This window comes from Fibrella aestuarina BUZ 2, from assembly GCF_000331105.1.
Lineage (GTDB): Bacteria > Bacteroidota > Bacteroidia > Cytophagales > Spirosomataceae > Fibrella > Fibrella aestuarina.
The window spans coordinates 447628-467427 of sequence record NC_020054.1 but is presented as its reverse complement, the minus strand read 5'-3'; the positions used below and the strand labels follow the sequence as shown (position 1 = coordinate 467427).

General features: G+C 57.4%; 17 protein-coding genes. 8 read left to right on the top strand and 9 right to left on the bottom strand.

The features are described from left to right. Positions 1-77: 77 nt before the first annotated feature. From FAES_RS01775 to FAES_RS01765, 3 genes are all read left to right on the top strand, one after another. Positions 78-2015, top strand: coding sequence for an ABC-F family ATP-binding cassette domain-containing protein (locus FAES_RS01775; protein WP_015329468.1), 1938 nt, complete (start codon positions 78-80; stop codon positions 2013-2015). 130 nt (positions 2016-2145) lie between these two features. Further along, complete coding sequence (locus FAES_RS01770; RefSeq protein WP_015329467.1) at positions 2146-3519, top strand: type IX secretion system plug protein; 1374 nt, start codon at positions 2146-2148, stop codon at positions 3517-3519. 136 nt (positions 3520-3655) lie between these two features. Beyond that, positions 3656-4939, top strand: coding sequence for an Hsp70 family protein (locus FAES_RS01765; protein ID WP_015329466.1), 1284 nt, complete (start codon positions 3656-3658; stop codon positions 4937-4939). A 116-nt stretch (positions 4940-5055) separates the two neighbouring features. Here the strand turns inward: FAES_RS01765 and purQ are convergent, their stop codons facing one another. The 3 genes from purQ to yihA form a co-directional block, all read right to left on the bottom strand. Then, the gene (gene purQ, locus FAES_RS01760) at positions 5056-5745 is read right to left on the bottom strand and encodes a phosphoribosylformylglycinamidine synthase subunit PurQ (protein ID WP_015329465.1); all 690 of its coding nucleotides are present in this window, start codon (positions 5743-5745) and stop codon (positions 5056-5058) included. 41 nt (positions 5746-5786) lie between these two features. Further along, on the bottom strand, positions 5787-6278 hold the full coding sequence (locus FAES_RS01755) for a DUF5606 family protein (RefSeq protein ID WP_015329464.1): 492 nt from the start codon (positions 6276-6278) through the stop codon (positions 5787-5789). Between the two features lie 80 nt (positions 6279-6358). Beyond that, the gene (yihA, locus tag FAES_RS01750; RefSeq protein WP_041257369.1) at positions 6359-6976 is read right to left on the bottom strand and encodes a ribosome biogenesis GTP-binding protein YihA/YsxC; all 618 of its coding nucleotides are present in this window, start codon (positions 6974-6976) and stop codon (positions 6359-6361) included. Positions 6977-7067: 91 nt separating this feature from the next. On the opposite strand from yihA, the gene FAES_RS01745 reads away from it, so the two are divergent. Further along, positions 7068-7826 carry an HpcH/HpaI aldolase family protein gene (locus FAES_RS01745; protein WP_015329462.1) on the top strand — a complete coding sequence of 253 codons (759 nt, stop codon included), beginning with the start codon at positions 7068-7070 and terminating at the stop codon, positions 7824-7826. 95 nt (positions 7827-7921) lie between these two features. Here FAES_RS01745 and FAES_RS01740 read toward each other — a convergent pair whose 3' ends face one another. Further along, complete coding sequence (locus FAES_RS01740) at positions 7922-8908, bottom strand: amidohydrolase family protein (protein ID WP_015329461.1); 987 nt, start codon at positions 8906-8908, stop codon at positions 7922-7924. Between the two features lie 265 nt (positions 8909-9173). Between FAES_RS01740 and tkt the strand changes: the two genes are divergently transcribed. The 3 genes from tkt to FAES_RS01725 all read left to right on the top strand — a co-directional run bounded on the left by tkt (position 9174) and on the right by FAES_RS01725 (position 13504). Next, positions 9174-11219, top strand: a complete 2046-nt coding sequence (gene tkt, locus FAES_RS01735) for a transketolase (RefSeq protein WP_041257367.1) — start codon at positions 9174-9176, stop codon at positions 11217-11219. Positions 11220-11253: 34 nt separating this feature from the next. Beyond that, positions 11254-12366: a transaldolase gene (tal, locus tag FAES_RS01730; RefSeq protein WP_015329458.1), complete on the top strand. Its 1113-nt coding sequence runs from the start codon at positions 11254-11256 to the stop codon at positions 12364-12366. Between the two features lie 103 nt (positions 12367-12469). Then, positions 12470-13504: an aldo/keto reductase gene (locus tag FAES_RS01725; protein ID WP_015329457.1), complete on the top strand. Its 1035-nt coding sequence runs from the start codon at positions 12470-12472 to the stop codon at positions 13502-13504. 144 nt (positions 13505-13648) lie between these two features. Here FAES_RS01725 and FAES_RS01720 read toward each other — a convergent pair whose 3' ends face one another. The 4 genes from FAES_RS01720 to FAES_RS01705 all read right to left on the bottom strand — a co-directional run bounded on the left by FAES_RS01720 (position 13649) and on the right by FAES_RS01705 (position 17960). Then, positions 13649-14842 (bottom strand): endonuclease/exonuclease/phosphatase family protein, encoded by a 1194-nt coding sequence (locus tag FAES_RS01720; protein ID WP_015329456.1) that lies wholly within the window; start codon positions 14840-14842, stop codon positions 13649-13651. A 32-nt stretch (positions 14843-14874) separates the two neighbouring features. Then, entirely contained in the window at positions 14875-15825 is a 951-nt protein-coding gene (locus FAES_RS01715) for a DUF8428 domain-containing protein (protein ID WP_015329455.1), read from the bottom strand. Positions 15826-15894: 69 nt separating this feature from the next. Next, positions 15895-17280: a HAMP domain-containing sensor histidine kinase gene (locus tag FAES_RS01710; protein ID WP_015329454.1), complete on the bottom strand. Its 1386-nt coding sequence runs from the start codon at positions 17278-17280 to the stop codon at positions 15895-15897. After that, positions 17280-17960 (bottom strand): response regulator transcription factor, encoded by a 681-nt coding sequence (locus tag FAES_RS01705; RefSeq protein WP_041257366.1) that lies wholly within the window; start codon positions 17958-17960, stop codon positions 17280-17282. The genes FAES_RS01710 and FAES_RS01705 overlap by 1 nt, the downstream gene beginning before the upstream one ends. A gap of 251 nt (positions 17961-18211) precedes the next feature. Between FAES_RS01705 and FAES_RS01700 the strand changes: the two genes are divergently transcribed. Beyond that, complete coding sequence (locus FAES_RS01700) at positions 18212-18472, top strand: hypothetical protein (RefSeq protein WP_015329452.1); 261 nt, start codon at positions 18212-18214, stop codon at positions 18470-18472. A gap of 2 nt (positions 18473-18474) precedes the next feature. Here FAES_RS01700 and FAES_RS01695 read toward each other — a convergent pair whose 3' ends face one another. Next, positions 18475-19737, bottom strand: coding sequence for an FG-GAP repeat domain-containing protein (locus tag FAES_RS01695; RefSeq protein WP_015329451.1), 1263 nt, complete (start codon positions 19735-19737; stop codon positions 18475-18477). Positions 19738-19800 lie beyond the last annotated feature (63 nt).

The following is a 19800-nucleotide window of genomic DNA, read 5'->3' as shown; positions in this document are numbered from 1 at the left end:
CGCTAAGCGGCTGCAAATATAGTGTTTTCGTAACGTTATGCGCAAGCATCCTGCCGCGAATTCGGTAAATTTGCACTATGATTTCCATTACGAACTTATCGTACTACCTCGGCAGTCGTGCCCTCTACGAGAATGCGTCGCTGCACATCAAACCGAACCAGAAAATCGGCCTTATCGGGCTGAACGGTACGGGCAAATCGACGCTGCTGCGCATCATCGACGGCGAGTACCAGCCCGATGGCGGCACCATCTCCAAAGCAGGCGACGTGACCATCGGCTTTCTGAACCAGGATCTGCTCTCCTACCAGACCGACGACTCGATTCTGTCGGTGGCGATGCAGGCCTTTGCCCGGCAGCTGGCGCTTCAGAAACAGATCGACGAGATTCTCCATCAGATGGAGACCAACTACACCGACGATCTGGTGGATAAGCTGGGCCGGGCGCAGGAAGAATTCGAAGGACTCGATGGCTATTCGGTACAGTCGAAAGCCGAGGAAATTCTGGAAGGGCTGGGCTTCAGCACCGACGACTTGCAACGGCCGCTCCGCACGTTTTCGGGGGGCTGGCGGATGCGCGTCATGCTGGCCAAACTGCTCTTGCAACGGCCGTCGCTGCTGATGCTCGATGAACCAACCAACCACCTTGACTTACCTTCGATCAAATGGGTCGAAAAGTATATTCAGACCTATGAGGGGGCTGTTATGGTGGTATCGCACGACCGGGAATTCCTAGACAACGTGATCGACGTGACGGTGGAAGTCGCCAACGCCAAGCTGAACTACTACGCCGGTAACTACTCGTTCTACCTGGAAGAGAAAGCCCTGCGCAACGAGATTCAGAAAGGCGCTTTCGAGAACCAGCAGGCTAAAATCCGCCAGACCGAACGCTTCATCGAGCGGTTCAAGGCGCAGGCCACCAAAGCCAAGCAGGCTCAAAGCCGGGTGAAACAACTCGCCCGTATGGAGCGCATTGACGACGTGATCGACGAATCGGCTCGGGTGAACTTCAAATTCCAGTTCTCGACCCAGCCGGGGCGGCATATTCTCCACCTCGACGACATCACGAAGGCCTACGGCCACAAACGCATCCTGACCCGGGCCGACATCCGCCTTGAACGGGGTGATAAGGTGGCGCTGATCGGAGCGAACGGTCGGGGTAAATCGACGCTGCTGCGGATCATTTCGGGCTCTGAACCCGTCAACGAAGGGCGTCGGCAGCTGGGTCACAACGTGTCGTTCAGCTTTTACGCCCAGCACCAGCTGGAATCGCTGAACGTCGACGATACCCTGCTCGACGAACTGAAACACGCTAACCCGAACAAGACCGAAGGTGAGCTGCGGGGCGTGTTGGGCTGCTTCCTGTTCTCCAACGACGAGGTGTTCAAGAAGATTAAGGTGCTGTCGGGGGGCGAAAAGTCGCGCGTGGCGCTGGCAAAGGTGCTGCTCTCGCAGGCCAACTTCCTGCTGCTCGACGAACCGACCAACCACCTCGACATGCAGTCGGTAAACATCCTGATTCAGGCCCTGGAGCAGTATGAAGGCACCTACGTGGTGGTTTCCCACGACCGCTACTTCGTGTCGCAGATTGCCAACAAGATCTGGTACATCGAAAACGAGCAGATCAAGGAGTATCCGGGTACGTATGACGAGTACGAGGAATGGATGGCCAACCGCTCGCCCGAAGAGTTACAGGCCGCCGCTCCGGCGAAATCAGAGAAAACCAATAAGGTTTCCGAAAACCTTATTGGTTTGGATGCGCGCAAAGAGTGGCAGCAGGCCCTGAAGAAAGCCAATCAGCAGGCTGAAGAGGCCGAAGCGAAAATTGGGCAGCTGGAGACTCGAAAGAAACAACTCGAAACCGAACTGGCCGACCCCAAAACCTACGGCACCAACGGCGCTTTGCAAACCCGGCAGGCCGATTACCAGCGCCTGACGAGTGAGCTGGGTACGTTGCAACAGCAATGGGAAGAGGCGATGCTCGAAGCCGAAGAGCTGGAAGGTAAGCTGAAAGGCTAGCCGTTGTTGTAGACTACCGTCATGAGAAGACCAACCCAGCGGTTGGTCTTCTTGCTTTCGTTCATACAAGCCGATATAGCCGCTGGGACTTTCTTCGTTTTCTTCTAAAAGCAACCCGTGCGGGAAGTTTATGAGACAATCAAGCCATACCCGTTGGGTTCTTTGTACTGTGCTGTTCGTCGGCTGGTCGCTCTGTGGCTTCGTCGGGGAAGGCATTGCGCAGACGCCCATTGCCACCGAAGACCGCATTTACGACCCCAAAATTGCGACGGTACTGCTCTACCCGCAGGTGGGTAGCGCAATGGGTGCATCGCAGGGTGGGTTGCCCGCGCAAAGCCTGAACGTACCCATCGGCAAGCTCGACGATCAGGAAGCCGCCCCGATGCAACTCGAGTTCGACGATCTGACGGCCAGTTACCGCAACTTCCGGGCGAAAATTCTGCATTGCAACACCGACTGGAAACGCTCGGTGCTGAACGACATTGAGTTTACCTACCAGTACAACGACAACCCGATTGTCGATTACCAGATTTCCATCGGCACGAAGGTTCCTTACTACCATTACCGCTACACACTGCCCCGGCTGAAACTTCCCGGTAATTACGTGTTGGTGGTGTTCAACGAAAACCGGCCTGACGAGGTGCTGTTTACCCGCCGGTTTCGGCTCTATAGCCAACGGGTGGGCGTGGCAGCGGGCGTTCGGTTCAGCACCGACGTGAGCCAGCAGTTCAGCGATCAGCAGGTCGATTTCTCGATTCAATACAGCGCCTACCAGAGTCAGGTAACGTCCCCGCAGGATGATTTTCGGGTAATTGTCCGGCAGAATTACCGCGACGACCGCACCGTGACCGACCTGCGCCCAACCAACGTGCGGGCGTTCGACCAAACGCTCGAATACCGCGCCATCGACCTGCGCAACACCTTTCCCGGCGGCAATGAATACCGCTATTTCGATACGCGCACGGTGTTGTCGCGGGCAAATTACGTCGAGCGCATCAACCGCCTGGCCGATAAAACAGTGGCTTATGTGCAAACCGACCGACCCCGTAGCACGGTGGCCTACACGCAGTTCGACGACTTCAACGGCCTGTTTGTGATCGACCACCGCGAAACGGGCGATGGGGCCACGAGTGCCGATTACATCGAAACCGTTTTCACGCTGCTGGTGGACGAATTGCCCAACGCCACCGTATACGCCAACGGGGCCTTCAACTTCTGGGCGTTAACCGACCGCAACCAGCTCGCCTACGACCCCACGCTCGGGGGCTACCGGGGCCGCATCTGGCTCAAGCAGGGTGTTTACAACTACAACTACTCGGTCATGGGCATTGCGCCGCCAGTAACGCGGTCGGGTATCGTGCGCGATGGCAACGAAACGCTGATCGAGGGCGATTTCTCGCAGACCGAAAACGCCTACGAGGTGTTTGTGTACCACCGCCCGCCCGGTGCCCGTGCCGACCAACTGATTGGCTACACGCAGATTCAGTACGGCGCCCGGCGATAAACAAGCCGGTTCCAGCCGTTTATCCGAACCGTAACGACGGAACGGGGCCTATTTTACCGTACCTTTGCGCCCTTTTTCGACGAAATCGGCCGGGTGCAAAGGTGCCCGGCCCGATAACTCTTTGCAGCAAAACGGGATGGACACGAGCTCTTGTGGAATCGATTTTGGGACGTCAAACTCAAGCATTGCCGTCGACAGCAACGGCGCGATCAGTCTGATTCCGGTGGAAAACGGGTCGGTGACGATTCCGAGTGCTATCTTTTTCCAGCAGCGCGACAATAAGGCGGTTTATGGCCGGGTGGCGGTGCGCCGCTTTCTGGATCGGCACTCACCCGAAGGGGCGGGGCGATTTATGCGCAGCCTGAAGCGCGTGCTGGGTACGTCGCTAATGAAGCAGGGTACGCTCGTCAACGGCGCGTCCATGAATTTCAGCACCATCATCGCCGGGTTTCTGAAGCAGCTAAAAGACAAAGCTGAAGCGCAGGTTGGACACGAGATCAGCTGCGTGGTCATGGGGCGCCCCGTTCACTTTGTCGATAACAACCCGGCCGCCGATGCGCAGGCGCAAGCCGAACTAAAGGCCATTGCCCAGCGGATCGGCTTTACGCACATCGACTTTCAGTTTGAACCCATTGCGGCCGCCTTCGCCCACGAGGCCCGGCTGACGGGCGAAAAATTGGCGATCGTGGTCGATCTGGGTGGGGGTACGTCCGATTTTACGGTGATTCGGTTGTCAAACCGGTTTATCAACAAGCCCGATCGGTCGTCGGATATCCTGGCCAATACGGGGGTGCGGATTGGCGGGAATGATTTCGACAAAGACCTGAGTCTGGCGGCGATCATGCCCGAATTGGGTTACCGGAGCACCTACGGCGAAAAAGGGCTGGAAGTGCCACTGAAGCCCTACCACGATCTGGCCGAGTGGAGCAAGGTCAATTTCCTGTACACGCCGAAACAGCTCATGCAGGTACGTCAGTTGCTGCATCAGTCGCACGACAAAATGCGCTTCGGGCGGCTGTTGACGGTGTTGGAAGATGAAACCGGCCACGCGCTGCTGGCGGCCACGGAAACGACCAAAATTGCCCTTACGGATGAGGTCATTCATAACGCCGTCCTCGATTTCATCGACCCGGACTTTGTGATTCCGGTCACGCGGGGGTTGTTTGAAACGGCCATTCAGGACGAAGTGGCGCAAATTGCCGAGTCGGCCCGGCAGTGCCTGCGTGAGGCGGGTGTAAACAGCGACGCGATCGAGCTGGTGATTCTGACGGGCGGCTCCACGGAGGTCCGTTCTATTCAGGACACGTTCAAGCGCCTGTTTCCCAACGCTGCTCTAGCCGATCAGGATAAGCTGTCGAGCGTAGGCCTCGGCCTCGCGTATGATAGCCGGGCTAAATTCGGGTCAACGGTTAAGATATAAGGGTTTTTGTCATCCTGACGACAGGAGGGATCTTGACGTGTCCTTACTCTCAAGCGGGGACGCGTCAGGATCCCTCCTGTCGTCAGGATGACAAAAAACAACCCTTAAAATTCCTTTTACGCCAATACGGCTGAAACGAGCTGTTCCAGAATCAGGCGGCCATCGGTGTTGCCGAGGGCGGGGTCGGCGGCGCGCTCGGGGTGGGGCATCATGCCAAAGACATTGCGTTGGGCGTTGCAAACCCCGGCGATGTTCAGCAGGCTACCGTTGCAGTTGGCTTCATCGGTCACGTTGCCCTGCGCATCGCAGTACCGGAACAGCACCTGATCGTTGTCCTGAACGCGGGCCAGCGTGTCGGCATCGGCGAAGTAGCGACCATCGCCGTGGGCGATGGGAATCTTATACGCCTTGCTGCTATCGAGACCGGCCGTCAGCAGCGCGCTTTTCGACTCGGGTTTCAGATGCACGTTTTTGCAGATGTATTGCTGGCTGGTGTTGCGCAGCAGCACGCCAGGCACCAGTTGCGCTTCGGCCAGAATCTGGAATCCGTTGCAGATGCCCATCAGGTAACCACCCCGGTTGGCGTGGGCGATCACCTCATTCATGATTGGCGAGAAACGCGCCACGGCCCCCGTGCGGAGGTAGTCGCCGTAGGAGAAACCGCCGGGCAGGATGATCAGGTCGCAGCCTTGCAGGTCGTGGTCTTTGTGCCAGAGCTTAACCACTTCTTTGTCAAGGAGTTCAAACGCATCCACTGCATCCTGGTCGCAGTTGGAGCCGGGGAAAACGACTACGCCAATTTTCATAAGGCAAAAAACAGGTTGTGGGGCGGCTGAAGGGCAGCAGGCTACTCGGCCGCTTTGTCTTCTTCGGCTGCCGTTGATTCGTTGGAGGCTACTTCGTCGGTAACGGGGGCTTCGTCCGTTTTCTCGAACGTCTCCGGCGCGTGCTGGCGCAGGATAGTGTACCAGCTAACGAGTTTGCGGATATCGGCGTCGCGAACGCGCTCCCGGTCATAATCGGGCAGCACCTGCGCCATGAAGTCGGCTAGTTCCGAACCGTCGGCTTTGGCCGTTACGGGCAGCGTGTCGCCAAACGTATCGGCTACGCTCATCAGGATGTCGCTGAGCGGCACCGACTGTTCATTCTGGGGGGCATCGGGACGGTCGACATACATCGAGATGTCATTGAGCACCGATACGCGGGCTTGCGGCCCCATCATGGTCTTGGTTTTCTTAGCGTCGATGGTTTCGACGATAACACCCGACCGGCCCGGTTTAAGAATGCGATATAGGCCTGGATAGCCCGAGATATTGGCAATTGTTTTTAATGCTTCCATATGTAAGGGCAAAGATACGACGCTGAGTTGGCATTGGGGAACTGTCGATCAGCACGAATGACTTTTTAGGGGCCAGGGCGTTACGCCTTGTTCATGTCGTCTAGATAGGCGAGGATCTCGTCGCGGCCTTCGCCCGTAGTGGCTGATGTGATGAAATACGTGGGGAAGGTGTCGAAGATCTGGGCGACGGCGGCGTGGTAGATTTCCAGCGCCGTTGACCGCGCGCCCGATTTCAGTTTCTCGGCTTTGGTAAACACCAGCACGAAGGGCAGGCGTTCTTCGCCTAGGCGGGTAATGAAATCCAGGTCGATCTGTTGCGGCGGAATGCGCATGTCGATCAGCACAAAAATGCAGCGCAGGTTCTCGCGGCCGGTCAGGTACGTTGAAATCATGCCGGCAAACTGGTCGCGCACGTTTTTGGGCACTTTGGCGTAGCCATAGCCCGGCAAATCGACCAGATACCAGGCCGTTTCACCTTTAGGCGTCAGTTTGCCACTGTTGATGCTGAAATGGTTGATCAGCTGGGTTTTGCCCGGCTTCCCCGACGTTTTGGCGAGATCACGCTGTACCAGCCGGTTGATCAACGACGATTTGCCGACATTCGACCGGCCGATAAAGGCGTATTCGGGACGGTCGGGTTTGGGGCACTTGGCGGGATCGGAGTTGCTGATAACGAACTCAGCCTGATGAATTTTCATGGTGCAAAGATAACGCATCGGGCTGCAACAACGGCTGTTCTACCCCTTACTCAGTAAGGGGTTATGGCGGGCCGGGCATTACTTTAGTGACATGAAACTGTCTTTCGCTCAGAAGCTACGCGGCTCGTCGGGCCTGTTGGGTACGTTGGTATCGCTGCCTGCTCCCCAAATCAGCGAGATGCTGTCGGCGGCGGGCTTCGACTGGCTGTTTATCGACCTGGAGCACAGTACGCTGACGCCTGCCGATGCCCAGCAACTGCTACAGGCCATGCGGGGTACGTGCAGCGGGGTTGTCCGGGTGGCCGAGAATAGCGCGGTCTGTATCAAACAGGCGCTCGACCTGGGAGCCGACGGGCTTATTATTCCTCAGGTCAATTCGGCCGAAGAAGCCCAACGGGCCGTGCAGTGGGCAAAATACCCACCGTTGGGGAGTCGTAGCGTAGGTATTGGCCGGGCGCATGGTTACGGAGCCACCTTCAGCGAATACGTGACGACCGCCAACGACACAACGGCGCTGCTTATTCAGATTGAGCACATTCGGGCGGTCGAGCAGCTGGACGAGATACTGGCCGTACCGGGTATCGACGGGGTATTTATCGGCCCCTACGATCTGTCGGGCAGCATGGGGCGGCTGGGCGAGGTAGGGCATCCGGCCGTGCAGGAGGCAATTCGGCGCGTAAAAACAGGCTGCGCTCAGCGCGGCCTGCCGGTGGGTACGTTCGTGCTTCAGGCCGAAGCCGCCAAGGCCGAACTGGCCAGCGGCGTTCAGTTTATAGCGGTGGGTACCGACGCCTCGTTTATCTGGCAGTCGGGGCGGGCGCTGGTACAGCAGGTGAGCGGGCGACGATAGGTCATGCGTTACGGCCAGGTACGTTGCCCGGTAAGCTGGCGAATTGATGGTGTGGCTGCCGCCTGGTTGACGGATCGGGCGGCAGCCACCGTGCATCAGTTGAACTTGCTGGCATCGAGCCGGAAGAAGCGGACGGCGTTGTTGAACAGGATGTCGCGCTTCTGATCGAAGGACAGATAATCGGCGTTTTCGATCACGCTGATCGAGGTTTCAAACAGCTTGGGCCACATCATGAAATCGGTGCCGTAGAGGATGCGTTTGCCAAAGCCAGCCTGTACGAGCCGTTTCAGGTAGGCGTGAATTTCGGCCTGCGGATAGCTCCAGATGAAGCCCGCCAGATCGACGTACACGTAGGCGTTGGAACCCATCAGGGCGATCATTTCATCGATCATGGGGTAACCTGCGTGCATCACCCAGATTTTGAGTTTCGGGTGCTTGGCCAGCATATCTTCCAACAGAAAAGGCCGGCCCAGTGAAGCCCGGTATTTGATCTGCGTTAGGTTGGCCATGCCATTGCCACCCGTGCCCATGTGAATGCCCACGGGAATGTTCAGCTTTTCGGCCGCGGCAAAATAGCCATCCAGTGACGGATCGCTCGGTGAGAGGCCCTGATACTGCGGCGCGACTTCACCCATCACCTGGTAAAAGCCCGAGGACAGCGAGTCGGTAAACGCTTTTACCGTCATTTCGTTGGGCGAACTAATGCCGATACCGGGGATCACGCGGTTGGGCGCAGCTTTTTTCCAGCGCCGTAGGATAGTGGGGTCGCCGTAGGCCACGATGGTCATGTTGAGGCGTTCCATGGTCGCCAGTACGGCCGCCTCCATTTCCGCATCGGACTTGGCGGGCTGAAGCGGGTCGACGCACTCGGTGTTCAGAAACGCCCGCATCTGCTGATTGGGGTCGCCGCCGGGCATGTCGCGTAAAAACCAGGGGCACATCTCAAGCGAAAAGCTCGGGTTCACCTTCATGGCGTGGACGTGAACGTCGATGATGGGTAGCGGCCGTTTGGGCGGCGTGGTTTGGGCCAGGGTGCTGCCCATCACGAGCAGGCTGACCAGCAGTAGTATACAGAATTTCATAGGCGGAGTGACAACAGGTGTTGGCTAAACAGAAAGGCTTTACGTATAAAGTACATAAAGCCTTTAATCTCCCTGTCGAGCGCGCCACAAATGGGGGGTTACTTGCCAAACTCGCTCGTTTTACTGGGTAACCTAACGGACGATGAGGCCGGAATGGTGGTCAGGCGGGATGGCGGTGGCTAATTATTTCAGCCATTTTTCTGAGCGTAGGTTAGGGTATGAAGGGTCACGTTGCCCATTAACTAGTAAGACGTTGGATGTTACTATGCCAAACCAACCTGCCTCCCTCGACGAACTGAGCGTCAACACCATTCGGCTGTTGTCCGTCGATGCCATTCAGAAAGCCACCAACGGCCACCCCGGCCTGCCGCTGGGTGCCGCGCCGATGGCCTACGTGCTGTGGTCGCGCTTTCTGCGTTTCAATCCGAACGATCCCCATTGGCCTGACCGCGATCGGTTCATCCTATCGGCGGGGCACGGGGCGGCGCTGCTTTACAGTATGCTGCATCTGTACGGCTATGACTTGCCGCTCGACGAACTGAAGCGACTACGGCAACTGCACTCCAAGACGCCGGGCCACCCCGAATCGAACCTAACGCCCGGCGTGGAAGTAACGACCGGCCCGTTGGGGCAGGGCTTCGCCAACGGCGTTGGCATGGCGATGGCCGAGGCCTTCCTGGCCGCAACCTACAACCGGGACGGGCATACCGTCGTCGATCATTACACCTACGCGCTCGTCAGTGATGGCGACCTGATGGAGGGCATTGCCTCGGAGGCGGCCTCGCTGGCGGGACACCTCAAACTGGGCAAGCTGATTTACCTCTACGACGATAACCTTATTTCGCTCGACGGCCCCACTGAACTGGCCTTTACCGAAGACCGGATGCTGCGCTTCGATGCCTACGGCTGGCACACACAGCACGTGGCCGACGGTAACGACCTCGACGCCATCGAAGCGGCGATCCGGGCGGCGCAGCAGGAGACAGACCGCCCGTCGATCATCGCCGTTCGGACGCAGATTGGTTACGGCAGCCCACAAGCGGGTACCAGCAAAGTGCACGGCAGCCCGCTGGGTGAGGAAAACCTACGGAAAACGAAAGAATTCTTTGGTTTCGACCCCGATCAGTCATTTGTGATTCCCAACGAGGTGAAAACGCATTTGCTGGAGCCGGGCCAACGCGGTGCCGAGCTACAGGCCGATTGGAACCAACGGTTTGCGGTTTATAAAGGTGACTTCGCGGCGGAAGCCTTACAGTTCGATCAGTCGTTCGCGGGTACGTTGCCCGACGGCTGGGACGCCAAGCTGCCCCGGTTTGAACCCGACGAAAAAGGCATGGCTACCCGGCAGGCGTCGGGTAAGGTGCTGGAGGCGCTTAAGCAAACCGTACCATACCTATTTGGGGGCTCGGCCGATCTGGCATCCTCCAACGTGATGCCGACGAAAGACAACCTGAGCTTCCAGCCCGGCCACTACGGGCAGTCGAACGTGTGGTTTGGGGTACGTGAGCACGCAATGGGGGCGGCCCTCAACGGCCTGTCGCAACACGGTGGCGTGCATCCGTACGGGGGTACGTTCCTGAACTTCTCCGATTACATGCGTGGGGCCATTCGCCTGACCGCCCTAGCCGAGTCACGCGCTACGTTTGTGTTTACGCACGACAGCATCAGCGTGGGTGGCGACGGACCTACGCACGAACCCGTTGAGCAACTAATTTCACTCCGGGCCATTCCGAACATCATTGTGCTACGGCCCGCCGATGCCAACGAAACAGTAGAGGCCTGGCGCGTAGCGATGCAGACGCCCAAAACGCCCGTGCTGCTGATTTTATGTCGGCAGGAGTTGCCCATTCTGGATCAGACCAACTACAATCCGGCACGTGGGCTCGAGAAAGGCGCGTACATCCTGAGCGAGGCCGATGGTGACCCCGAGCTGATTCTGATCGGGACGGGATCTGAAGTGTCGCTGGTGCTGAAAGCGCAGGCCGAACTCAAAAATCAGGGCATTGCGGCGCGGGTTGTGAGCATGCCATCGTGGGAACTGTTCGAGCAGCAGGATGAGGCGTATCACCACGAAGTGTTACCGCCTTCGGTTCGCAAACGGCTGGCCGTGGAAGCGGGCTCACCGCTGGGCTGGCACAAATACGTTACCGACGAAGGCACCACCGTCAGCATGAACCGCTTCGGGCTGTCGGGGCCTGCCGATGAGGTCCTGGCTTATTTCGGCTTTACAGTCGAGAATGTAGTCGAGCAAGCCAAGAAGGTCCTGAACAGCCAACCGGGCGGCATCGAGAAAAAAGAAGTACTATCCTGAAAAACGAAAACCTTAAACGCCAAACACAAAACGCATGGCAACGAACAACGTAAAACAGATTCACCAGTTTGAACAGAGCATCTGGCTCGATTACATCGACCGGCCCATTATGAACTCCGGTGAGTTGCAACGGCTCATCGACGAAGACGGCGTGCGGGGGCTGACCTCAAACCCGGCCATTTTCGAGAAAGCCATCAGCAGCGGGTCCGACTACGACGCCGACATTCAGAAACTCGCTCAGGACGGCCACGACAACGAAGCCATCTTCTATGGCTTAGCTGTTGCCGACATTCAGCGGGCAGCCGACCTATTCAAGCCGGTATACGAAGACGAGGTACGGGGTGCCGATGGGTACGTTAGTCTGGAAGTCTCACCCTGGTTGGCGCGCGATACCGATGGCACCATAGCGCAGGCTCGCGAGCTGTGGAAGGCGGTAGACCGGGAGAACGTGATGATTAAAATTCCGGGTACGGCCGAAGGGCTCCCCGCCATTCAGCAGGCGATTAGCGAAGGCATCAACATCAACGTGACGCTGCTGTTTGGGCTGGAACGCTATCAGGCGGTAGTGGAAGCCTACATTGCGGGGCTCGAAGCGCGTGATGAGGCCGGGCAACCCGTGGATTCGATCGCCTCGGTCGCCAGCTTTTTCCTCAGCCGGATCGACGTACTCGTTGACCCGATGCTGGATGAGAAAGGGCTGGGTGAACTGAAGGGCGAAGTCGCGATTGCGCTGGCCAAAAAGGCCTACGAACATTACAAGGAGGCCTTCAACAGCGAGCGGTTTAAGAAGCTGGCGGCGAAAGGGGCGGTGCCACAGCGGCTGCTCTGGGCTAGTACGGGCACCAAAAACCCGGCGTTTTCGGATGTGAAGTACGTAGAAGCACTGATTGGCCCCAAAACGGTCAACACGGTGCCGAAAGAAACGCTTGACGCCTTCCGCGACCACGGGCAGGCGGCGTCGCGGCTGGAATCGGACACGGAGGGGGCTATGCAGGTGCTCGACCGGGTCACCAACGCGGGCATCGACCTGGAAGCGATCAGTCAGCAGCTGGAAGCCGAGGGCATTGAAAAGTTCAACCAGCCCTACGCCAAACTGCTGGCCGCCATCGATGAGCAAAAAGCCAAATCGGCCACGGGCGTTGCCTAAGCCGGTCACTTACTGATTCGCTCGACAACAGCGTCTGGCTAATGCATACAATTTCGCGTTAGTCAGACGCTGTTGTTGAGCGAGTTCTAACGCACGTTACGAAATGGAATACAGACAGTTAGGTAATTCGGGGCTACAAGTTCCCGTTTTGAGTTTTGGTACGGCCACCTTTGGCGGCGGTACGGAGTTTTTCAAAGCGTGGGGCAGCACCCAACTCGACGAGGCCACCCGGATGGTCGATCTGTGTCTGGACGCCGGGCTCAATTTTTTCGATACGGCCAACGTCTATTCGCGCGGCATGTCGGAAGAAATTCTGGGGGCGGCGCTGGAAGGACGGCGCGATAAAGCGTTGATTTCGACCAAAGCGACCTTCAAAATGGGCGATGGCCCCAACGATTTCGGTTCGTCGCGCTTTCACCTCGTCAAATCCTGCGAAGACAGCCTGCGTCGCCTCAAAACCGATTACATCGACATCTACTTCATGCACGGATTCGATGCCCGGACACCCGTAGAGGAAACGCTCAGCGCCCTAAATGATCTGGTGCAGAGCGGTAAGGTGCGCTACATTGGTTGCTCTAATTTTTCGGGCTGGCACTTGATGAAAGCGTTGTCGGTATCAGAGCGCTACGGCTGGGCCAAGTATGTGGTGCACCAAGCTTATTACTCGCTGCTGAGCCGCGAGTTTGAGTGGGAGCTGATGCCGCTGGGCATGGATCAGCACGTTAGTACGATGGTGTGGAGCCCGCTGTCGGCTGGTCGGTTAGGCGGAAAATATCGCCGCGAGAATCCGATGCCGGCCGATAGCCGGATTGCGCAGGGTGGGGGCGAAGGCCCGCAGATTCCCGAAGAGTACTGGTACGGCATCGTTGACGTGCTCGATCAACTGGCCGAAGAAACCGGCAAAACTGTCGCGCAGGTGGCGCTCAACTGGGTGCTGCAACGCCCCACGGTCTGCAACGTCATCGTTGGTGCTCGGAATGAAGAGCAGCTGAAGCAAAACCTGGGCGCTATTGGCTGGAACCTGACGACCGAGCAGGTAAAACGCCTCGACGCTGCCAGCGACCGCGAAACAACGTACCCCTACTGGCACCAACGCAAGTCACCGCATCTGGGGCTCGTGCCAGAGCTGTACAAATAGGAACGTGGCTTTTGCGGTCCGCTTTTCTGTCATTCCGACGTGAGGAGGAATCTTAACGCCTCCTGACTTGTGAGCTAGGATGCCTCAAGACCCCTCCTCACGTCGGAATGACAGAAAATAAGCTTCTCAGGTACGTTGCCGACGCTATTTCGTAGCCAGTGCGTGGCCTAGCTGCTGGGTACGTTGGGCAACGATGGTCGCCGGTACGTGCATCGACTTTTTGAGTACGTATTGGGCCAATACCGGGAAGTGATCGGAGAACGAAATACCCGATAACGTCTGGCAGGCTTTGATGTGCCAGTCGGAGCTGACGAACTGCTGATCGATCCGAACGCAGTAGGGGTGGCGGTTCAGCGTGAAACCAAGGCCTTCCCCAGCTTCTTCAAACGCATTTTTGAAGTTCTGGCTCAGCTTTCCGTAGGAGTAGCCAATGGGCGTTTCGTTGAAATCGCCGCAAATAATCACCGGATACCGGCTGCCAACCACGTAGGTTTCGACTTCGCGGAACTGGGCGTTGCGGTTTTCAAAGCCTTCCTTCAGGCGGACAAAAGTATCAGCCAATTCGTGGCAGAAAACGCCTAATTGCCCTTTTTTCAACGCGTCCATCGCCTGATTGGTCCGCACCCCCATCGACCACAAATGCACATTGACGACCCGGATGGTATCGGCCCCGTAGGCAATGTCGGCGCACAGGAACCCGTTGATATCGGGGCCCTGCGTGCGGTCCCAGATGCGGCCATACTGGTTGACGATCGGGTACTTGGAAAAGAGCGCAAGCCCCACCTCCCGCACGTCGCCGAAGCAGGTTAGCTTCTTGAACGTCGCGGCGTACTGTTGTTCGATGGGTTCGTTGGGCGAATACTCCTGAAAACAGGCGATATCAGCCTTGAGCGAAGCCAGATCAAACGTCGATTCTCCGCCAGCTGGAAATGTTTCACTGTTGAAACTGAGCACGTTGAGCGTCTGGGCCTGATTCAGCGAAAGCTCGCCGGGGCTGATGCCGACCAGCCGTTTCGTCACCATAAACGAAAACAGCACCCATACCAGGCCCGCCGTGGCGACCAGCTGCTGCCGTTTAACGAACAGGTACACGCAGGCGGCAAAACCCGCCAGGATGGCCAGGGGCAGGCTCATCATCATAAACCCCGTGAGCCAGTGGCCAATGACGGGGTAATACGAAAACGCCATCGTCAGGTAGAGGTAGCTCAGGACGGTGTAGGCAATCGGGAATTTCCGATAGGCATCAAAGACGCGGCGCGTCAGGCGGATTAGCCCGTCGAGCAGCGGCTGCAAGGCCGGCCGCACGCGGGAAAGAAGTTGCTGAAGGTTGGTCATCATGATGTGGTGGCCCAGGGCCGGTTGGAAAAGCCTTATTTTACTATAAACCGACTATCGCCGATTTTGAATCCCTCGGCGTACAGTTCGACGGCATACGTACCCGGCGCGTAGGGGGCATCGCGGCGGAAATACATGTTCACCTGCTGGTCGTTATTCTCGTACGGAACCGTCTGCCGGAAGCTGTAGCCGATCTCGCGGCCGTCAAGCCAGGTGGTCCCGCCGAAGCCACTTTCGCTCACCACAGCGCCGTTGGCGTCCAGGATGCGCAGGTAAATGTCTTTGTTGTTGCGCTGCGCTACCGGGTTGGAGGGCAGCATAAACGTGATGTGAAGCCGATCGATGCGCGACGCCTTGTAGGTACCGCCCTGCCGCTCCCGGCCGTTGGCCGCCAGCGCGTTAATTTCGATGTTCAGGGCCTTCAGCGCCGACGCCAGACTGACCTTGTTACGCAGGTCTTCGTTCTGCTCCGAATAGTCGACCACCGTCTGGGCCAGAATGGCTTTTTCCGTTTTCAGCCCCGCGTTTTCGGTCAGGATCGTCTGCCGTTCCTGTTCCAGTACCTGCGCCCGGTTGCGCAGCGAGCCATTCTCGGTTTTCAGTTTCCGAATATCAACCTCGTTGTTGGCCAGAAACGCCTGATAATCCCGGATTTTCAGGTCGTATTGCTGCATCGAAAACGACAGGTCCGACTTGAGCTTTTTCTTGTCGTTTTCCAGTTGCCGTTTGATGCGCTCCAGTTCGACGACGCTGCCGCCCAACTGCCGAACCTCGACGATTTTGGTATCCAGTACGGTTGAAATCGAATCCAACTTCAGTTGGGTGGTGGCAAACTGCTCCACTTTGGTTGTGAGCAGCTTCTGCACTTCCAGCGTCTCGTTGCGGGAGCCCATAAACAGGTAGGCCAGCAAGGCTACCACGCCTACCAGCGCGCCGATGGTCATTTTCACGACGCCTTGTTTACCCGTTGTTTCGTCTGTTTCCATACCGTTGTTGCGTTACTACCCGTAAAGCAACAACCCCGTACTTAACCTCGACTTAAGCGCACCTTAATTTTAGCTTAAGTGCCCCAAACTGGGCAAAATAAGCGAAAACGTGGTGCCTTTGGGGGTCGATTGGACCGTGATGTCGCCCCGGTGAAGCTGGGTGATCTGCGCGACGACGGCCAGCCCTACGCCATGGCCCTTGCTCGATTGGGCGGTGGCGTTGCTGCGGAAAAACGGCTGAAAAATGTGCGGCAGATCGGCGGGTGGTATCTGAGGCCCCTCGTTGAACACCGTCAGGTTGATATGCTCGTCTTTTGCCAGAAACTCGACCTGCGCCGTATGGGTGGGCGAAAATTTGCAGGCGTTGTCCATCAGGTTCATCAGCAGGACGCGCAGCGCCGCCCGGTTTCCCTGCACGATCAAGGCGTCTTCGTCGTCGGGGAAATCGGGGAAGGTAAGCCGCACCTGATAGTCGTCGTGCCAGGCCTGCAACTGCGTTTTACACTCCCAGAGCAGCTCATCCAGTCGAACCGGCTCAAACGGCATGGTACTGGCCTGAATCGAGGTGTTGGCCAGTTCGAGCAGTGTATTGGTCAGTTGAGTCAGGGTGCGGGTGTCTTCCTGAAGCGATTGCAGGGTTCGTTCGTAGGCATCGGCGTCGCGTTTCTGGATCAGCGCCACGTCGATTTGGGAGTTGATCTTGGTAAGCGGGTTTTTCAGCTCGTGCGACACGTTGGCGATAAACATCTTCTGGGTGTACAGCGCCTGTTCGATGCGGTCGAGCAACTGGTTGAACGTGGCGACCAGCACCCCAATTTCGTCGGAGCGGTTGGGGTGTTCGACCCGCCGCTGCACATTGGCCGGGAAAATAGTAGTTACCTGCTGGACGATGCGCGACATGGGAGCCAGCGCCCGGTCGGCAAAGAGCCAGCCCGACACGCCCAGCAGCAGTACGGCGGCCAGAATCATGATCAGCAGGATCTTTTTCAGATCGGCCAGCGCGTCTTTGCCCACCTGATCGATGCCGCTGACAATGACCCAGTTACCGCCGCCGGTCCGGTTCAGGTGAATGGCGACGATCTGGTATTCATTCCGCCGCAGGTACAGCGTTTGCGCCGCCGAGTCGAGTTGGGGGATGAACTGCTCATGAAACTGCGTGTTGGCCGGATTCGTCGAGAACAGTACCTCCCGGGTGGCGGTGTTGTACACCGAAATATTTTCGTTGAGCAGCGCTTCTTTCCCCGCCGCGTCAATCAGGCGCAGCACCGTGCTGTCGGTCTGTTGCAGGTCGAAGAGGAGCGTGGTGGTGGTGATGGCGCGGTCCTGAAGGCGCTTGTAGAACCGTTTTTCGAGGTACAGTTTGCTGAAAAAATAAACGCCGAGCGAGAACAGCAGCAGGATCAGCGTGACCAGAACGACGAATTGGTAGGTGAGCCGGGTGCGTATGTTGATCATTACGACGGCAGCTTTACGACGTACCCCATGCCGATCTGCGTGTGCAGAATCTTGGGCTCAAACTCCTTGTCGATCTTTTTGCGCAGGAAGTTGATGTAAACCTCGATGATGTTGGTGCCGGTGTCGAAGGTTACATCCCAAAATTTTTCGGCCAGTTCGACTTTGGAAATAACCCGACCCTGATGCCGCAGGAAGTATTCGAGTAGCTGGAACTCCTTGGCTGTCAGGGTAATATCTTTGCCCGCTCGTGTGACCTGCTTGGTATCGGGGTTCAGTTCCAGATCGGCAATCTTCAGCAGGTTGGTGCTGGGTACGTTGCCGGTGCTGCGCCGGGTGAGCGCCCGTACCCGCGCCATCAGTTCGCGGAATTCAAAGGGTTTGACGAGGTAATCGTCGGCTCCCGCGTCGAGGCCCGTGATCTTGTCGTCGGTGGTGCCTAGCGCCGTCAGCATCAAAATAGGGGTAGTCACGTTGGCCGCCCGCAGCTTGCGGCACAGCTCCAGACCGTTCAGGCCGGGCAGGATAACGTCGGAGATAATGAGCGCGTAGGCCGACCGGGTCGCCAACTGGTAACCCATCGCGCCGTCGTAGGCCACGTCAACCTCCCATTGGTGTTCTTCCAGCCCCTGCCTGATGCTCTGCACCGTTTTGACCTCGTCTTCAACCAACAGAATTTTCATCATACAGCCGTTGCTCCGCCCGAATTTATGGAAATAACCCCATACACGGGCTTTTTCGGCGAAGTGTGCCTGTTTACGGCCTAGTTAGTTGGGTAACCTGATCGGGTTAGGCGACTGGTAGTGGTGGTCGTTCAAACTAAATGAGTAAAAACGGATTATCTAGTTATAAGGGAAACGTATCGTTCAGGTTTACCCTGTTTGCGCACATCTGGGTTCGTTAGCCAACGGCCCAGTCCAACCAGCAACGCGTTATGAACCTTGAGAAGATCGCCGGCTTTATCACGCCGCTCCTGCTTGTGGCTCTTATGGGGCTGATCATGATCGCTTATGGCTTTGTGAAGCCCAGCCAGGAAAACAACGTGCTTCAGTTCATCTTCGGGATTCCCGTCCTGTTGGGGGCCATTGGGCTTCACTACATCGTTCGGCGGGCATCAAACGGGAACGTGCTCCGCATCTGGATTGTGGAGGCCATCATTGTGGGCTTTATGGTGCTCGTTTTTCTGCGCAGCTGAGCCTACTTCTTGAGTTTGTTCTCAAACAGAAACACGCCGTTTTTATTGGCTACGACGAGGTCAGTTTTGCCATCGCCGTTCATATCCTGCGCCACAATGTTGAGCCCCGCGCCAGAATCGGTATCAATCACGTGCTCTTTGTAATAGGGGGCCTTGCCGGGCGTAAACTCAAACCAAAGCAAAATCGGGGCATCGGCATCGCCGGGGTCGCGGCCGTTATGGGCCAGAAAGCGCTTACCCGTGACGTAGTCCTTGCGGCCGTCGCCGTTCAGGTCGGCCATGATCGACGAGTGGGTTTGGGAGGTGGTGTTGCTCATCAGGTGTGTTCTGAAATTGAGCTTGCCCGCCTCGTCGGTGATTTGCTCATGCCACCAGACGCCCAGCGCGTGGGCAGAGGCGCTCACCACGTCGTTTTTACCGTCGCCATTGACGTCCAGAATCTGCATGTGCGAGCAGGGTTCGCCCACGTTGGCCGGATGAAACACCCAATTTCCCCCTTTTTTGTCGGTCGTGCCTTCAAACCAGCCTTCCCGAACCACCACGTCGCTGAGGCCGTCTTTGTTGATATCGCCGTAGCCGATGCCGTGCGAGAAAATTTCGGTGCCAGGTACGTTCTCCCGGCTCAGCGCAAAGCGTTGCCACTCGGTTTCGCCGGGTTTAGTGGGGGCTTTAAGCCAGACAATCTGCTTCTTAGCCCGGTCACCGCACAGAATATCCAGCCGCCCGTCGCCGTCGATGTCGATAAAGCCCGGCGACTCGTTGGCGATGCCCATCGAATCGACCAGCATTCGCTTCGTCCAGGCGCCCGGTTTGTTCTTGTTGTTTTCGAGCCAGAACGCCGGTCGGCCGGGAAAATCGATGATGACGACGTCGTCCCAGCCGTCCAGATTCACGTCCATACCCAGGTTCAGAAACGAGTCGCTGTAACCCTGGCGCGGGTCGTAGGTACGTGACGGGATCAGTTCGCGGCGGGTCCAGTTGGGGGCTTCAAACCAATACGTACCAGCGATGATGTCGAGTTTGCCATCCTTGTTCAGGTCGGCCACGGCTACGCCTTCCGACATAAACTCACGGCTGAGGGTCGTCTTTTTGAAGTCGCCGGAAGCGACCGCCGTCTGGCTGGTGGCACGGGCCGTAGCGGCACCATTAGCCATTTGCTCTTTCAGCTTCACCGTCGGGTTCGACTGGCCGATGGCCTGCGTCAGGCAACCGGCGAGCAGCGCGCCACTCAATGCGTGATGTAAAAAACAGGGATGTATCCTCATGTCTTCGGTCTGTTTAAGTGCCTTTTGTCATCCCGACCGGTCCGCCGGTGCGGTAGGAAGCAT

Excerpts from the sequence above, each read along its gene's own strand:
- FAES_RS01775 (WP_015329468.1), top strand. The coding sequence starts at position 78 with ATGATTTCCATTACGAACTTATCGTACTACCTCGGCAGTCGTGCCCTC.
- FAES_RS01770 (WP_015329467.1), top strand. The coding sequence starts at position 2,146 with ATGAGACAATCAAGCCATACCCGTTGGGTTCTTTGTACTGTGCTGTTC.
- FAES_RS01765 (WP_015329466.1), top strand. The coding sequence starts at position 3,656 with ATGGACACGAGCTCTTGTGGAATCGATTTTGGGACGTCAAACTCAAGC.
- purQ (WP_015329465.1), bottom strand. The coding sequence starts at position 5,745 with ATGAAAATTGGCGTAGTCGTTTTCCCCGGCTCCAACTGCGACCAGGAT.
- FAES_RS01755 (WP_015329464.1), bottom strand. The coding sequence starts at position 6,278 with ATGGAAGCATTAAAAACAATTGCCAATATCTCGGGCTATCCAGGCCTA.
- yihA (WP_041257369.1), bottom strand. The coding sequence starts at position 6,976 with ATGAAAATTCATCAGGCTGAGTTCGTTATCAGCAACTCCGATCCCGCC.
- FAES_RS01745 (WP_015329462.1), top strand. The coding sequence starts at position 7,068 with ATGAAACTGTCTTTCGCTCAGAAGCTACGCGGCTCGTCGGGCCTGTTG.
- FAES_RS01740 (WP_015329461.1), bottom strand. The coding sequence starts at position 8,908 with ATGAAATTCTGTATACTACTGCTGGTCAGCCTGCTCGTGATGGGCAGC.
- tkt (WP_041257367.1), top strand. The coding sequence starts at position 9,174 with ATGCCAAACCAACCTGCCTCCCTCGACGAACTGAGCGTCAACACCATT.
- tal (WP_015329458.1), top strand. The coding sequence starts at position 11,254 with ATGGCAACGAACAACGTAAAACAGATTCACCAGTTTGAACAGAGCATC.
- FAES_RS01725 (WP_015329457.1), top strand. The coding sequence starts at position 12,470 with ATGGAATACAGACAGTTAGGTAATTCGGGGCTACAAGTTCCCGTTTTG.
- FAES_RS01720 (WP_015329456.1), bottom strand. The coding sequence starts at position 14,842 with ATGATGACCAACCTTCAGCAACTTCTTTCCCGCGTGCGGCCGGCCTTG.
- FAES_RS01715 (WP_015329455.1), bottom strand. The coding sequence starts at position 15,825 with ATGGAAACAGACGAAACAACGGGTAAACAAGGCGTCGTGAAAATGACC.
- FAES_RS01710 (WP_015329454.1), bottom strand. The coding sequence starts at position 17,280 with ATGATCAACATACGCACCCGGCTCACCTACCAATTCGTCGTTCTGGTC.
- FAES_RS01705 (WP_041257366.1), bottom strand. The coding sequence starts at position 17,960 with ATGAAAATTCTGTTGGTTGAAGACGAGGTCAAAACGGTGCAGAGCATC.
- FAES_RS01700 (WP_015329452.1), top strand. The coding sequence starts at position 18,212 with ATGAACCTTGAGAAGATCGCCGGCTTTATCACGCCGCTCCTGCTTGTG.
- FAES_RS01695 (WP_015329451.1), bottom strand. The coding sequence starts at position 19,737 with ATGAGGATACATCCCTGTTTTTTACATCACGCATTGAGTGGCGCGCTG.